The organism is Serratia sp. Ae19-1, assembly GCF_059801225.1.
This window is the reverse complement of the sequence record NZ_JBCHWD010000010.1, coordinates 109,910-123,590: the sequence shown is the minus strand read 5'-3', so window position 1 is coordinate 123,590 and position 13,681 is coordinate 109,910. Positions and strand designations below refer to the sequence as shown.

Sequence of the window (13,681 nt, the reverse complement as noted above, 5' to 3'; positions counted from 1 at the left end):
ATGCGTAAGTCTTTTGTAGTTATTGTCCTCGCGGTGCTGGTGGTGCTGTACGCTTCGCTGTTCGTGGTGCAGGAAGGTCAGCGCGGCATCGTGCTTCGCTTCGGCAAGGTTCTGCGCGACGGCGAAAACAAGCCGCTGGTGTATGCGCCGGGTCTGCACCTCAAGATCCCGTTCATTGAGACCGTGAAGAACCTGGATGCGCGTATCCAGACCATGGACAACCAGGCCGATCGCTTCGTGACCAGCGAGAAGAAAGACCTGATCGTCGACTCCTATCTGAAGTGGCGCATCAGCGATTTCAGCCGTTACTATCTGGCGACCGGCGGCGGCGACGTCTCCCAGGCTGAAGTGCTGCTGAAACGTAAGTTCAGCGACCGTCTGCGTTCCGAAATCGGCCGCCTGGATGTGAAAGACATCGTGACCGACTCGCGCGGCAAGCTGATGTCTGACGTGCGTGACGCGCTGAACACCGGCACCGTGGGTGACGGCGAAGAAGTGGCGACCACCGAAGCCGATGACGCTATCGCCTCTGCGGCGGCGCGCGTTGAGCGGGAAACCACCGGCAAACAGCCGCAGGTGAACCCGAACAGCATGGCGGCGCTGGGCATCGAAGTGATCGACGTGCGTATCAAGCAGATCAACCTGCCGGCCGAAGTGTCCGATGCCATCTACCAGCGTATGCGCGCCGAGCGTGAAGCGGTAGCCCGTCGTCTGCGCTCGCAAGGCCAGGAAGAAGCCGAGAAGCTGCGCGCCAGCGCGGACTACGAAGTGACCCGTACCCTGGCGGAAGCCGAGCGTCAGGCGCGTATCACCCGCGGTGAAGGCGATGCCGAAGCGGCCAAACTGTTCGCCAATGCGTTCAGCCAGGATCCGGACTTCTATGCCTTTATCCGCAGCCTGCGCGCCTATGAAGCCAGCTTCAAGGACAACCAGGATGTGCTGGTACTGAGCCCGGACAGCGATTTCTTCCGCTACATGAAGTCGCCTGATACCCTGCGCAAATAAGCGCGGCAGGCAATCTGAACGAGGGCCCGTTTACGCGGGCCCTTTCTCGTTTTTGGGGGATGCATGAACTCAACGATTTGGCTGGCGCTTGGGCTGGTTCTGGTACTGGAAGGATTGGGGCCGATGCTGTTTCCGCAGGCCTGGCGCAAAATGATTGTGGCGATGTCGCAGCTGCCGGACGCGACGCTGCGGCGATTTGGCGGTGGAATAGTGGTTGCGGGCTGCGTGATCTACTACATGTTGAGCGGCCGCACGGGTCTTTAAAGTCTAGCCCAAAATTTATGCAATCGTATGCTAAAAGTGCTGAAAATCGAAAATTACGGTGGTAGAATCCATTTTTAAGCAATCGGTGATTTTGAAAAATGGGTAAGAACGTCGTCGTACTGGGCACCCAATGGGGTGACGAAGGTAAAGGCAAGGTTGTAGACCTGCTGACTGAACGGGCTCAATATGTTGTGCGCTACCAAGGTGGCCATAACGCTGGCCACACTCTGGTAATCAACGGTGAAAAAACCGTCCTTCATTTAATTCCTTCAGGTATTCTGCGTGAAAACGTCACCAGCATCATCGGCAACGGTGTTGTTCTGGCGCCGGACGCGTTGATGAAAGAAATGGGTGAACTCGAAGCGCGTGGCATCCCGGTACGCGAACGTCTGTTACTGTCTGAAGCTTGCCCGTTGATCCTGCCTTACCACGTTGCGTTGGATAACGCGCGTGAGAAAGCGCGCGGCGCGAAAGCGATCGGCACCACCGGTCGCGGCATCGGCCCGGCTTACGAAGATAAAGTGGCTCGTCGCGGCCTGCGCGTCGGCGACCTGTTCAACAAAGAAACCTTCGCCGTTAAGCTGAAAGAGATCGTCGATTACCACAACTTCCAGCTGGTCAACTACTACAAAGTTGAAGCCGTCGATTATCAGGCGACGCTGGACTATGTGCTGTCTATCGCCGACATCCTGACCGCCATGGTGGTTGACGTTTCCGAACTGCTGGACGGCGCGCGTAAGCGTGGCGATCTGATCATGTTCGAAGGCGCTCAGGGCACCCTGCTGGATATCGACCACGGCACCTATCCGTACGTGACCTCTTCCAACACCACCGCAGGCGGCGTAGCTACCGGTTCCGGCATTGGCCCACGTTATGTGGACTACGTGCTGGGCATCGTGAAAGCTTACTCTACTCGCGTGGGTGCAGGTCCGTTCCCAACCGAACTGTTCGATGAAACCGGCGAGTACCTGTGCAAGCAGGGTAACGAGTTCGGCGCCACCACCGGCCGTCGTCGTCGTACCGGCTGGCTGGATGCCGTAGCGGTGCGTCGCGCGGTGCAGATCAACTCCCTGTCCGGCTTCTGCCTGACCAAACTGGACGTCCTGGACGGCCTGAAAGAAGTGAAGATCTGCGTGGGCTACCGCATGCCGGACGGCCGCGAAGTGGACACCACTCCGCTGGCGGCAGAAGGCTGGGAAGGCATTGAGCCTATCTACGAAACCATGCCGGGCTGGAGCGAAACCACCTTTGGCGTGAAAGAGCACAGCAAGCTGCCTCAGGCTGCGCTGAACTACATCAAGCGCATCGAAGAAGTGACCGGTGTACCGGTAGACATCATCTCTACCGGCCCGGATCGCAGCGAAACCATGATCCTGCGCGACCCGTTCGACGCATAATCAGGCTTTGCGGCACTAAACAAACCGGGCGCGTCCCGGTTTGTTTTTATCCTGACTCCCTCCGATTGCGGTTTCACGTCAAAAAATCCTTTCATAAACCCGCCTTAGGGCGCGGGATTCGCTAAATAATTAGCGACGAACTCTCCGGCTGGTTTATTATCCAATGAGTAATCTTTTGAATAGCGCCGAAAAGCGGCGTATCAGACGGGTAAAGTGATACCCAGAGGTAAGATGTGCAGTTAACAAGTTTTACTGATTATGGCCTGCGGGCGTTGATCTACATGGCTTCGTTGCCGCAGGACAAGATGACCAGCATCTCGGAAGTGACCGAGGTTTACGGTGTGTCTCGCAACCATATGGTGAAGATCATCAATCAGTTGAGCCGGGTGGGTTTTGTCACGGCGGTGCGCGGCAAGCATGGCGGCATCCGTTTGGGCAAACCGGCCGAGAGCATTCGCCTCGGCGACGTAGTGCGGGCGCTGGAGCCGCTTGCGCTGGTTAACTGCAGCAGCGAGTTTTGCCACATCACCCCTGCCTGCCGACTGAAGCAGGTGCTCCAGCAGGGCGTACAGAATTTCCTTGAAGAGCTGGATAAGCATACGTTGGCCGACATGGTCGAAGACAATCCGCCGCTCTACAAGCTATTGCTTGTCGAATAAAACGACGTTGAGAAGACAAGGCTCAACGTCATCCTGCTGATGACAACGGAGGAACCGCAATGTCACAAGATCCATTCCTGGAACGAGAAGCAGAAAAATACGAATCCCCCATCCCCAGCCGTGAATATATCCTGGCCCATTTGGCGAAACGAGAAACGCCGGCCAGCCGCGAAGAACTGGGCAATGAACTGGGCCTCAGCGGCGAAGAGCAGCTGGAAGCGCTGCGCCGCCGCCTGCGTGCCATGGAGCGCGATGGCCAGTTAGTGTTTACCCGCCGCCAGTGCTACGCGCTGCCGGAACGTTTGGATTTGCTGCGCGGCACGGTGATCGGCCACCGCGACGGCTACGGCTTCCTGCGCGTTGAGGGCAGCAAAGACGATCTGTACCTGTCCGCAGAACAGATGAAAATGGCGATCCACGGCGACGTGGTGCTGGCGCAGGCGCTGGGCGCAGACCGTAAAGGGCGCCGCGAGGCGCGCATCGTGCGCGTGCTGGTGCCGAAAACCAGTCAGATCGTCGGCCGTTTCTTCATGGACGCCGGTACCGGCTTCGTGGTGCCGGACGACAGCCGTCTGAGCTTTGATATTCTGATCCCGGCGGACAGCGTCAGCGGCGCGCGCATGGGCTTTATGGTGGTGGTGGAGCTGACTCAGCGTCCGACTCGCCGCACCAAGGCGGTCGGCAAGATCGTCGAGATCCTCGGCGACAAAATGGGCACCAGCATGGCGGTGGACATCGCGCTGCGCACCCATGAGATCCCGCATACCTGGCCGCCGCAGGTGGAAAAACAGGTGGCCGATCTCAGCGAGCAGGTGCCGGAAGCGGCCAAGAAGGGCCGCGTCGATCTGCGCAAGCTGCCGTTGGTCACCATCGACGGTGAGGACGCGCGCGACTTCGATGACGCCGTGTACTGTGAGAAGAAACGCGGCGGCGGCTGGCGCCTGTGGGTGGCGATCGCCGACGTCAGCTACTACGTGCGTCCGCGCACCGCGCTGGACGACGAAGCGCGCAGCCGCGGCAACTCGGTCTACTTCCCGTCGCAGGTGATCCCGATGCTGCCGGAAGTGCTGTCCAACGGGCTGTGCTCTCTGAACCCGCAGGTCGATCGCCTGTGCATGGTGTGCGAGATGACCATCTCCGCCCAGGGGCGCCTGTCGACGGCCAAATTCTACGAGGCGGTGATGAGCTCTCACGCCCGCCTGACCTATAACAAGGTGTGGCACATTCTGCAGGGCGACCAGGAGCTGCGCGAGCATTACCATCCGCTGGTCAAGCACCTGGAAGAGCTGCACGCCATGTACAAGGTGCTGGATAAGGCGCGCGCCGAGCGCGGCGGCATCGCGTTTGAAACCGAAGAAGCCAAGTTCATCTTCAACGCCGAACGTCGCATCGAGCGCGTGGAACCGACGGTGCGCAACGACGCCCACAAGCTGATCGAAGAGTGCATGATCATGGCCAACGTGGCGGCCGCGCGCTTCGTCGAGAAACGCAACGAGCCGGCGCTGTATCGCGTGCACGATCGTCCAAGCGACGACCATATCTCCGCGCTGCGCAGCGTGCTGAGCGAGCTGGGGCTGACGCTGGGCGGCGGCAACAAGCCGCAGCCGAAAGACTATGCGGTGCTGATGGATGAAGTGTCCGAGCGCCCTGATCACGAAATGCTGCAAACCATGTTGCTGCGCTCGATGAAGCAGGCGATTTACGATCCGGAAAACCGCGGTCACTTCGGCCTGGCGTTGGCGTCTTACGGCCACTTCACCTCGCCGATCCGCCGTTATCCGGATCTGGCGCTGCACCGCGCCATCAAATATCAGCTGGCCAAAGAACACGGCGAGCCGAAAGAGCGCTGGACGCCGACCGGCGGCTGGCACAGCGAATTCGAAGAGATGCTGCAGCTGGGCGAACACTGCTCGATGACCGAGCGCCGCGCGGACGAAGCGACGCGCAACGTCGCCGACTGGCTGAAGTGCGACTTCATGCAGGATCACGTCGGTGAAGTGTTCAGCGGCATCATCTCCAGCGTGACCGGCTTCGGCTTCTTCGTGCGCCTGAACGATCTGTTCATCGACGGGCTGGTGCACGTATCAACGCTGGATAATGATTACTATCGCTACGATAATATCGGCCAGCGCCTGATCGGCGAGTCTTCCGGCACGGTCTATCGTCTGGGGGATACGGTGGAGATCCGCGTGGACGCGGTGCATATGGACGAGCGCAAGATCGACTTCGCGCTGGTGTCCAGCACCCGCAAAGCGCGCGGTGAAGGCAAAACCGAGCGCGATCGCGCCAAGAAAGGCGGCCAGCGTACGCTGCGCGACAACGGTAGCGCAGGGCGCGGCAAGCGCCGCGGCGGCAAACCGCCGGCCAACTTCGAGCCGGACAGCGCCTTCCGCAAGCAGGATGACGCCAAGCCCGCCGACAAGGTGAAGAAGGCGAAGAAGAAGGCCAAGAAGGCATCCGACAAAACGCGGAAAATCGCGGCGGCGACCAAAGCCAAACGCGCAGCCAAGAAGAAAGGTGCCGAGCAGGCCTAACCTGCCGCACATCGTTACCATCGGCCGGTTATCGCCGGCCGCACGAATTTAAAAGAGCATCATGAGCGAAATTATTTACGGCATCCACGCCGTCAAAGCCCTGTTAGAGCGCGACCCGCAACGCTTCCTGGAAGTGTTTATTCTGAAAGGCCGCGAAGATCGCCGCCTGCAACCGCTGATCGCCGAGCTGGAAGCGACCGGCATCGTTATTCAGGTGGCGAACCGCCAATGGCTGGATGACAAGGTTGAAGGCGCGGTGCACCAGGGGATCGTCGCCCGGGTGCGCGAAGGGCGTCAGTATCAGGAGAACGATCTGCCGGGCCTGCTGGAAAGCGTGGAGACGCCGTTCCTGCTGGTGCTGGACGGCGTGACCGACCCGCATAACCTCGGTGCCTGCCTGCGCAGTGCCGACGCCGCCGGCGTGCACGCGGTGATCGTGCCGCGTGATCGTTCCGCCCAGCTGAACGCCACCGCCAAGAAAGTGGCCTGTGGCGCGGCTGAAAACGTGCCGCTGATCCGCGTGACCAACCTGGCGCGCACGCTGCGTCTGTTGCAGGAAATGAACGTCTGGGTGGTGGGTACTGCCGGTGAAGCCGACCATACGCTGTATCAGAGCAAAATGACCGGCCCGATGGCGCTGGTGATGGGCGCGGAAGGCGAAGGCATGCGCCGCCTGACCCGTGAACACTGCGACGAGCTGATCAGCATCCCGATGGCCGGGACCGTCTCTTCGCTGAACGTGTCGGTCGCCACCGGCATCTGCCTGTTCGAAGCGGTGCGTCAGCGCGGCTGATTCTCCTGACGGGGGCCGCGAGCCCCCGTTAATTCCCCCTCTTGTGATCCCGCCTGCGGCAGAAATCTCTGCGCCGACCATACTTACCCCTGACGCTTTTTTCAGGGAGCACTCTCATGGTCTGGACTACGCACACCGTTTTTAACCAACCTAAGCCGCTGGGCAACAGCAACCTGTTTCTCTCCGATACGCCGCTGCGCGAAGCGTTGCAGCGCGAGCAGGGCGGTTGGGACGCCGAGGTATTGGCCTCGCTGGGCCAGCAGCTCGGCACTCAGGAGTCGCTGGAGCTGGGGCGGCTGGCCAATGCCAACCCGCCTGAGCTGCTGCGCTACGACGCCACCGGCCAGCGGCTGGACGACGTTCGCTTTCATCCCGCCTGGCATATCCTGATGCAGGGGCTGATCGCCAACCGGGTGCACAACCTGCCCTGGCAGGAGGATGCGCGCATCGGTTCCTTCGTAGCCCGCGCCGCGCGCTTTATGCTGCATGCTCAGGTCGAGGCCGGCACCCTGTGCCCGGTGACCATGACCTTCGGCGCCACGCCGCTGTTGCTGCAGACGTTACCGGCTGAGTTTCGCTCCTGGCTGACGCCGCTGCTGTCGGATCGTTATGACGCTCATCTGCTGCCGGGCGGGCAAAAACGCGGCCTGCTGATCGGCATGGGCATGACGGAGAAGCAGGGCGGCTCCGACGTTTTGAGCAATACCACCACCGCCACGCCCTTAGGCGTGCGCGGGCCGGGCGAAGCCTACCGGCTGGTGGGGCACAAGTGGTTCTTCTCGGTGCCGCAGAGCGATGCGCACCTGGTGCTGGCGCAGGCCGAAGGCGGGTTGTCCTGTTTCTTCCTGCCGCGCATTTTGCCGGACGGCAGTCGCAACGCCATTCGCCTGGAGCGGCTGAAAGACAAGCTGGGCAACCGCTCCAACGCCAGCAGCGAGGTGGAGTTTCAGGATGCCACCGCCTGGCTGCTGGGCGATGAGGGCGACGGCGTGCGGCATATCCTGAAAATGGGCGGCCTGACCCGTTTCGACTGCTCGCTGGGCAGCCACGGCCTGATGCGCCGCGGGCTGTCGGTGGCGCTGTATCATGCGCTGCAGCGGCAGGCGTTCGGCAAGCTGTTGATCGAACAACCGCTGATGCGCCAGGTTCTGGCGCGCATGGCGCTGCGGCTGGAGGGCCATACCGCGTTGCTGTTCCGACTGGCCCGCGCCTGGGAGAGCCGCAGCAATGAGGGCGAGCTGATCTACAGCCGCCTGCTGACGCCGGCGGCCAAATACAGCATCTGCCGGCAGGGCATGCCGTTCATCGCCGAGGCGATGGAGGTGCTGGGGGGGATCGGCTACTGCGAAGAGAGCGAACTGCCGCGTCTGTACCGCGAGATGCCGGTCAACAGCATCTGGGAGGGTTCCGGCAACATCATGTGCCTGGACGTGCTGCGCAGCTTGCACAAGCTGCCGGGCGCGCTCGAGATGTTGCAGTTCGAGCTGCAGCCGGTGCGTGGTCAGAATCGGCTGTTCGATCATGCCTGGCGGCAGTGGCAGCAGCGCGCCCGGCAACCGAGTGAGGAGATGGGGCGGTTGCTGACCCAGCAGCTGTTCGATCTGTGCTGCGCCGCGCAGCTGCTGCAGCACGCCAGCCCGCAGATCGCCGATGCCTGGTGTCACCTGACGCTGGATCACCGCGGTGAGAGCCTGCTGTCGGCCGAGGTGTGCGAGCTGCTGTTGAACCGCGCCATCGGCGGCTAGGGAAAAGGGTGGCGCGCGGCGGCGAAAACCTTTTTAATTCAGCCTCACTCTGACAGGAAAATGCACATGGATATTCTCAGCGCGTTGGCGGCGTTCGCCTCTTACTTCTTCAGCGGTTTCGCCATGATTTTGGTGTTTCTGTTCGTCTATACCCGTATCACTCCGCACGACGAATGGGCGCTGATCAAGGCCGATAATCAATCCGCCGCCTTTGCTTTCATCGGTGCCTGCCTGGGGTATGTGATCCCGTTGGCCAGCGCGGCGATCAACTCGATCAGCCTGCTGGATTACCTGCTGTGGGGCGTGGTGGCGCTGGTGGTGCAACTGCTGCTGTTCGCGGCCGTGAAGATCTACATGCCGCGCATCAGCGACAAGATCGAAGCGAACCATCTGGCCGCCGGGATTTTCCTGGGGGGCGTCTCCGTCAGCGGCGGCGTGTTGAATGCGGCTTGCATGAGCTACTAAAGGTATAAGATCGCCGAGGCGCGCCAGCCAGGCGGGTGCGCCTGCTCTTCCATGCGCAGGATGCGGTAATAGCTGGCGCCGTGTTGGCCGGCGGTGCGGGCGATGGCCAGTTCCGCCTCCTGCGGTGAACCGGGCAGATCGTTGAAGGTGATCTCGGCGATTTCACTGAGCGGCGTCACGCGATCGGCGGGCGCCAGCTCGGCGGACTGTGCGCCGGTGCTGAGCAACCCCATGGAAAGCAAGAGGGAGGTGAGTGCGGTGGAGCGTTTCATGGCGTTCCCCTTCGTCAGATCCTGATTCGACACCCGCAACATGCGGCATGCTGTCCCTCAGTGTGCAACACCCTGCTTCAGCCAGTGCAAAGCCAGTGTAAATCTGCTTAAAAAATCCCCGCCTTAGCGATACAGGATCGCCTGGGAATACCATTGGCCCGGCACGACGGTCTCGCTGTTCATAATGATCAGGTAATAACGAGCGCCGGCGGCGGTGGCCTTGCGCTGGATCTCCGCTTCCACGTCCATCGGGCTGCCGCGTACCACGGCGGTGACGGTGCCGGTTTTCACCAGCTCGGCGGTTTGCGCGCGAACGATCTCCTGCGCCTGTGCGGTGGGCGGCGGCGGCGGTTTCGGCGTGGTGGTCATGATGCCGCAGGCGGAAAGCTGTGTGGCCAGAGTCAGGCTAATGAGTGTACGGACAATCGTCATGGTGACCTCGGAAGCGCCGGTGCGATGGCTTCAGTGTAACGCAATATAAGCTGTAACAGATTGAGCTATCGCTGCTTCGTGCAAGTTTGTCATGATGAATGCCAACAGGTGATTGAGGATGAGCGGATGATCGAAATTCATGACGAGCGGGCGGGCGATATTGCGGTGATCCATGCGGTGCCGGCGGGGCAGTATCATCGGCCGCTGCCGACGGTGTTCTTCTGCCATGGCTATACCTCGTCGAAAGAGGTGTACGCCTACTTCGCCTATGCGCTGGCGCGTGCCGGTTTTCGAGCGGTGCTGCCGGATGCCGATCGGCACGGCGAGCGGTTCGACGGCGATGAGACGCGGCGCCTGGCATCGTTCTGGGAGATCTTGCGCAGCAATATCGACGAACTGCCGCAGGTCAAAGCGCATTTTGAGCGGCTCGGCCTGATTGCCGACGGACGCATCGGCGTCGCCGGCGCCTCAATGGGCGGCATGACTGCGCTTGGCGCCTTCGCGCGCTTCCCGTGGATCCGGGCGGCCGCCAGCCTGATGGGCTCCGGTTATTACCGTTCGCTGGCGCGAACGCTGTATCCGCCGTTGGGCGAACGGGGCGAGGCGCTCTCGCCGGCGGCGTATGCCGCGCGCACCGCCGTGCTGGCGGAGTATGAACTGGAGGGGCGTTTGGCACAGATCGCCGGGCGGCCGCTGCTGTTGTGGCACGGCGAGACGGACGACGTGGTGCCGGCGGCGGACAGCCTGCGTTTGGCGGCCGAACTGCGGCGGCAAGGCGCGGACGGCCGTTTGACGTCGCTCGTCGAGCCGGGGGTGAAGCATCGCATCACGCCGTTGGCGCTGTCCGCCACCACCGATTTCTTCCACCGCGAGTTGTAATGCGCATCCGGGCGCGATGCAGGGAATTACAGCGCTCTGCGCAGGTTGTTTCGGCCATCGTTTGGCCGCCCGAAGGGGAGAATGTCAGCGTGAATTCTTTCTGGGGCAGCAAGGAGCAGGGCATGATAAAGGGTATCAGCAAGACGGCCGACGCCGATCGCAGTTTGATGGGAACGATAAAAGCGCGCGCCGAGGTTAAATCAGCGGCCTTCAGCGAGCTGTTGGGCGCCGCCGACGGCAAAGCGCGGCAAAACAAGGCGAATCCGCTGTCGCGCATTACCGCGCATACGGTGCAAAACATGACGGCACTGTTCTCTTTCGCGCCGAAAGCAGCGGCCACTCACACTGCGGCGGCGGGGGCGCTCTCTTTCGAGCAGCGGGCGACCCTGGCGGAAAGTACCGAGCTGCTGCAAACGCGCACCCACTATTTGCGGATGGCGTTGCAGTTGCACAATCCGGGCAAGGCGCTCAGCGCGCCGGCGTTGCTCAAGCTCTGATTGGCGTGGAAAGAAGTGGAGCGCCCAACGTGCGGCGCTCCTGAGTGGACTTAACGGGCTCTCTGGTGAAGCCCTGGGGATTTCCCTGGCGTGGCATGTCTCTTTAGCGGTACAGCTCGGCGCTGACGTGCATCGTGCTGTTGTCGCCCGGTTCGTGCAGGGCGATGATGCGATAAGAGGTTGCGCCGCGTTGATCGGCGATTTTACTGACCTGGCTGGTGGCGTCATCCGGCGAAACCACGTTCTGGTTCAGGGTGACGAAGCCGACGCTCTGGCGTTGATCGGCCTGGTGCGAGGTGATCTCCGTCGCGGCCATTACATTGGCGGAGAACAGGGCGGCCAGCGCCGTCGCGAGCATGATGCGTTTCATAGTGCCTCTCTTAACTTCTTGCCGTTACGGCCTGACAGCGAGTGTCGCTGCGGCAAAAAGTCATTTATCTGCATTGAATAACCTGGAATCTTTTTCGTCGCGCTGTCTGCGGCGGATATGGTTAATTTTAGTCCGTTGCGGCGGATTAAAAAGCGGGGCGTTTTGATGACCTTTTTCAAAAAAAATGAAATAGATCTGTGACTCAGCGCTGATTTCATTGAAAGATTTTTGAAACCGATGGATCGGCGTACATAGGTTCACCCACGAGCAAATCGTGCTATTTCCCATGGCGCCTCGCATTAACGCGAATAAAACCCACGCAGTCCTTGAGTTTCCCGCCCTGCGTCAGTATGATTACGCGTCATTTTTCAGCCGCACACTAAACACGTTCCTTGCTTCCATGGGCCGCGGTTGACCCTGACAGGAGGCTGAATAATCCGTAAGGAGCAATTCGATGCGTCATTACGAAATCGTTTTTATGGTCCATCCTGACCAAAGCGAACAGGTTCCGGGCATGATCGAGCGTTACAGTGCTACCATCACTAACGCGCAAGGTCAGATTCACCGTCTGGAAGACTGGGGCCGCCGTCAGCTGGCTTATCCGATCAACAAACTGCACAAGGCTCACTACGTTCTGCTGAACGTTGAAGCGCCGCAGGAAGCGATCGATGAGCTGGAAACTAACTTCCGCTTCAACGACGCCGTTATCCGCAGCATGGTTATGCGCGTTAAGCACGCGGTAACTGAAGCATCTCCGATGGTTAAAGCGAAAGACGAACGTCGTGGCGATCGCCGCGAAGACTTCGCTAACGAAACCGCAGATGATGCAGATGCTGGGGATTCTGAAGAGTAATTGCCGCCGTGACGGCTAATCGTCTGGTTTTGTCGGGCACTGTGTGCAAGGCGCCGGTTCGAAAAGTGAGTCCTTCCGGGATACCACACTGCCAATTTGTGCTAGAGCACCGTTCGCAGCAGATGGAAGCCGGATTCAGCAGACAAGCATGGTGCCGAATGCCCGTGGTTGTCAGCGGACAACAGTCACAAGCACTAACTCAAAGATTAACGGTCGGCAGTCAGATTACCGTGCAAGGCTTTGTAAGCTGCCATCAAGGGCGCAACGGGCTGAGCAAATTGGTTCTGCATGCCGAGCAGATTGAATTGATAGATTCTGGAGACTAGCCAAATGGCACGTTATTTCCGTCGTCGCAAGTTCTGCCGTTTCACCGCGGAAGGCGTTCAAGAGATTGACTATAAAGACATCGCTACGCTGAAAAACTACATCACCGAAAGTGGTAAAATTGTACCGAGCCGTATCACCGGTACTCGTGCAAAATATCAGCGCCAGCTGGCCCGTGCTATCAAGCGCGCGCGCTACCTGTCTTTGTTGCCGTACACTGATCGTCATCAGTAATCGGCCACTGTCCATTAACGACTTTGAGAGGATAAGGTAATGCAAGTTATTCTGCTTGATAAAGTAGCAAACCTGGGCAGCCTGGGTGATCAAGTTAACGTTAAAGCGGGCTACGCTCGTAACTTCCTGGTACCACAGGGCAAAGCTGTTCCTGCTACCAAGAAAAACGTTGAGTTCTTCGAAGCACGCCGTGCTGAACTGGAAGCCAAACTGGCTGACGTTCTGGCTGCTGCTGAAGCTCGCGCAACCAAGATCAACGAACTGGGTTCAGTGACCATCGCTTCCAAATCTGGCGACGAAGGTAAACTGTTCGGCTCTATCGGCACCCGCGACATCGCTGACGCAGTGACTGCGGCAGGCGTTGAAGTTGCCAAGAGCGAAGTTCGTCTGCCGAACGGCGTTCTGCGTACCACTGGTGAGCACGAAGTGCACTTCCAGGTACACAGCGACGTGTTCGCACAGCTGAATGTAGTTGTGGTTGCAGAAGCGTAATTTACGCTGCTGTTAACCCGGTTAAAACGCCAGCCTCACGCTGGCGTTTTGCTTTTCTGCGCCCGGCAAAACGCGCTACGCTTGAACTCGGGATGAAAAGGAGAGCGTGCGATGGCAAAGATTACTCTGCAACGGGTTTACGACTTCAGCGCGCCGGCGCCGGCGCATTGTTATCTGATAGATCGGCTATGGCCGCGAGGCGTCAGCAAGGAAAGGCTGGCGGGCGTGCAGTGGCTGAAACAGGTGGCGCCGGATGACGAGCTGCGCAAGTGGTTCCATCAGCATACCGACCAGTGGGCGGTCTTTGAGGCGCGTTACCGCCAACAGCTGGTGGCCAACGATGCCTGGCGGCCGCTGGTGGCGCTGTTGCGGCAGGGGGAGGCGCTGACGCTGCTGTATGGCAGCAAGGATACCGAGCACAATCAGGGCGTGGTGCTGCGCGAGTTTCTGCTGGCGCAGCTGTAGG

The 13,681-nt window shown here is 60.1% G+C and carries 19 protein-coding genes; 15 read left to right on the top strand and 4 right to left on the bottom strand.

The genetic code is table 11. The features are described from left to right. The 8 genes from hflC (at position 1) to AAIE04_RS22930 (ending at position 8,862) form a co-directional block, all read left to right on the top strand. Positions 1-1,005: a protease modulator HflC gene (gene hflC, locus AAIE04_RS22965; protein WP_004933669.1), complete on the top strand. Its 1,005-nt coding sequence runs from the start codon at positions 1-3 to the stop codon at positions 1,003-1,005. Between the two features lie 63 nt (positions 1,006-1,068). Continuing rightward, the gene (locus AAIE04_RS22960; protein ID WP_004933666.1) at positions 1,069-1,269 is read left to right on the top strand and encodes a DUF2065 domain-containing protein; all 201 of its coding nucleotides are present in this window, start codon (positions 1,069-1,071) and stop codon (positions 1,267-1,269) included. Between the two features lie 98 nt (positions 1,270-1,367). Continuing rightward, positions 1,368-2,666: an adenylosuccinate synthase gene (locus tag AAIE04_RS22955; protein ID WP_025159583.1), complete on the top strand. Its 1,299-nt coding sequence runs from the start codon at positions 1,368-1,370 to the stop codon at positions 2,664-2,666. 233 nt (positions 2,667-2,899) lie between these two features. Beyond that, entirely contained in the window at positions 2,900-3,325 is a 426-nt protein-coding gene (nsrR, locus tag AAIE04_RS22950) for a nitric oxide-sensing transcriptional repressor NsrR (RefSeq protein ID WP_015376391.1), read from the top strand. Between the two features lie 59 nt (positions 3,326-3,384). Continuing rightward, positions 3,385-5,859: a ribonuclease R gene (rnr, locus tag AAIE04_RS22945; RefSeq protein ID WP_049201413.1), complete on the top strand. Its 2,475-nt coding sequence runs from the start codon at positions 3,385-3,387 to the stop codon at positions 5,857-5,859. A gap of 61 nt (positions 5,860-5,920) precedes the next feature. Beyond that, entirely contained in the window at positions 5,921-6,652 is a 732-nt protein-coding gene (rlmB, locus tag AAIE04_RS22940; protein ID WP_063991626.1) for a 23S rRNA (guanosine(2251)-2'-O)-methyltransferase RlmB, read from the top strand. Between the two features lie 116 nt (positions 6,653-6,768). Then, positions 6,769-8,397 (top strand): isovaleryl-CoA dehydrogenase, encoded by a 1,629-nt coding sequence (locus AAIE04_RS22935; protein ID WP_019453375.1) that lies wholly within the window; start codon positions 6,769-6,771, stop codon positions 8,395-8,397. Positions 8,398-8,463: 66 nt separating this feature from the next. Further along, a complete protein-coding gene (locus tag AAIE04_RS22930) occupies positions 8,464-8,862 on the top strand; it encodes a DUF350 domain-containing protein (protein ID WP_015376394.1) in 399 nt (132 codons plus the stop codon). Here the strand turns inward: AAIE04_RS22930 and AAIE04_RS22925 are convergent. Together AAIE04_RS22925 and bsmA are read right to left on the bottom strand one after the other, a co-directional pair. Then, positions 8,859-9,134: a YdgH/BhsA/McbA family protein gene (locus AAIE04_RS22925; protein ID WP_498577724.1), complete on the bottom strand. Its 276-nt coding sequence runs from the start codon at positions 9,132-9,134 to the stop codon at positions 8,859-8,861. The genes AAIE04_RS22930 and AAIE04_RS22925 overlap by 4 nt on opposite strands. 123 nt (positions 9,135-9,257) lie before the next feature. Further along, positions 9,258-9,566: a biofilm peroxide resistance protein BsmA gene (gene bsmA / locus AAIE04_RS22920; RefSeq protein ID WP_498577723.1), complete on the bottom strand. Its 309-nt coding sequence runs from the start codon at positions 9,564-9,566 to the stop codon at positions 9,258-9,260. 126 nt (positions 9,567-9,692) lie between these two features. Between bsmA and yjfP the strand changes: the two genes are divergently transcribed. Both yjfP and AAIE04_RS22910 read left to right on the top strand, forming a co-directional pair. After that, complete coding sequence (gene yjfP, locus AAIE04_RS22915) at positions 9,693-10,445, top strand: esterase (RefSeq protein ID WP_498577722.1); 753 nt, start codon at positions 9,693-9,695, stop codon at positions 10,443-10,445. 122 nt (positions 10,446-10,567) lie between these two features. Further along, entirely contained in the window at positions 10,568-10,942 is a 375-nt protein-coding gene (locus AAIE04_RS22910; protein ID WP_100219130.1) for a hypothetical protein, read from the top strand. Between the two features lie 103 nt (positions 10,943-11,045). Here the strand turns inward: AAIE04_RS22910 and AAIE04_RS22905 are convergent, their stop codons facing one another. Both AAIE04_RS22905 and AAIE04_RS22900 read right to left on the bottom strand, forming a co-directional pair. Next, entirely contained in the window at positions 11,046-11,312 is a 267-nt protein-coding gene (locus tag AAIE04_RS22905; RefSeq protein ID WP_063918018.1) for a YdgH/BhsA/McbA family protein, read from the bottom strand. Further along, on the bottom strand, positions 11,309-11,530 hold the full coding sequence (locus tag AAIE04_RS22900; RefSeq protein WP_498057670.1) for a hypothetical protein: 222 nt from the start codon (positions 11,528-11,530) through the stop codon (positions 11,309-11,311). The genes AAIE04_RS22905 and AAIE04_RS22900 overlap by 4 nt, the downstream gene beginning before the upstream one ends. Positions 11,531-11,766: 236 nt before the next feature. On the opposite strand from AAIE04_RS22900, the gene rpsF reads away from it, so the two are divergent. The 5 genes from rpsF (at position 11,767) to AAIE04_RS22875 (ending at position 13,680) form a co-directional block, all read left to right on the top strand. Beyond that, a complete protein-coding gene (rpsF, locus tag AAIE04_RS22895) occupies positions 11,767-12,165 on the top strand; it encodes a 30S ribosomal protein S6 (RefSeq protein WP_004933634.1) in 399 nt (132 codons plus the stop codon). An 8-nt stretch (positions 12,166-12,173) separates the two neighbouring features. Continuing rightward, on the top strand, positions 12,174-12,491 hold the full coding sequence (priB, locus tag AAIE04_RS22890) for a primosomal replication protein N (RefSeq protein ID WP_049233092.1): 318 nt from the start codon (positions 12,174-12,176) through the stop codon (positions 12,489-12,491). Between the two features lie 4 nt (positions 12,492-12,495). After that, positions 12,496-12,723: a 30S ribosomal protein S18 gene (rpsR, locus tag AAIE04_RS22885; RefSeq protein WP_000135199.1), complete on the top strand. Its 228-nt coding sequence runs from the start codon at positions 12,496-12,498 to the stop codon at positions 12,721-12,723. Between the two features lie 39 nt (positions 12,724-12,762). Continuing rightward, positions 12,763-13,215, top strand: a complete 453-nt coding sequence (gene rplI / locus AAIE04_RS22880) for a 50S ribosomal protein L9 (RefSeq protein WP_004933629.1) — start codon at positions 12,763-12,765, stop codon at positions 13,213-13,215. A gap of 111 nt (positions 13,216-13,326) precedes the next feature. Continuing rightward, positions 13,327-13,680 carry a DUF488 domain-containing protein gene (locus AAIE04_RS22875; protein ID WP_019453369.1) on the top strand — a complete coding sequence of 118 codons (354 nt, stop codon included), beginning with the start codon at positions 13,327-13,329 and terminating at the stop codon, positions 13,678-13,680. The last annotated feature ends 1 nt before the right edge of the window (position 13,681 follow it).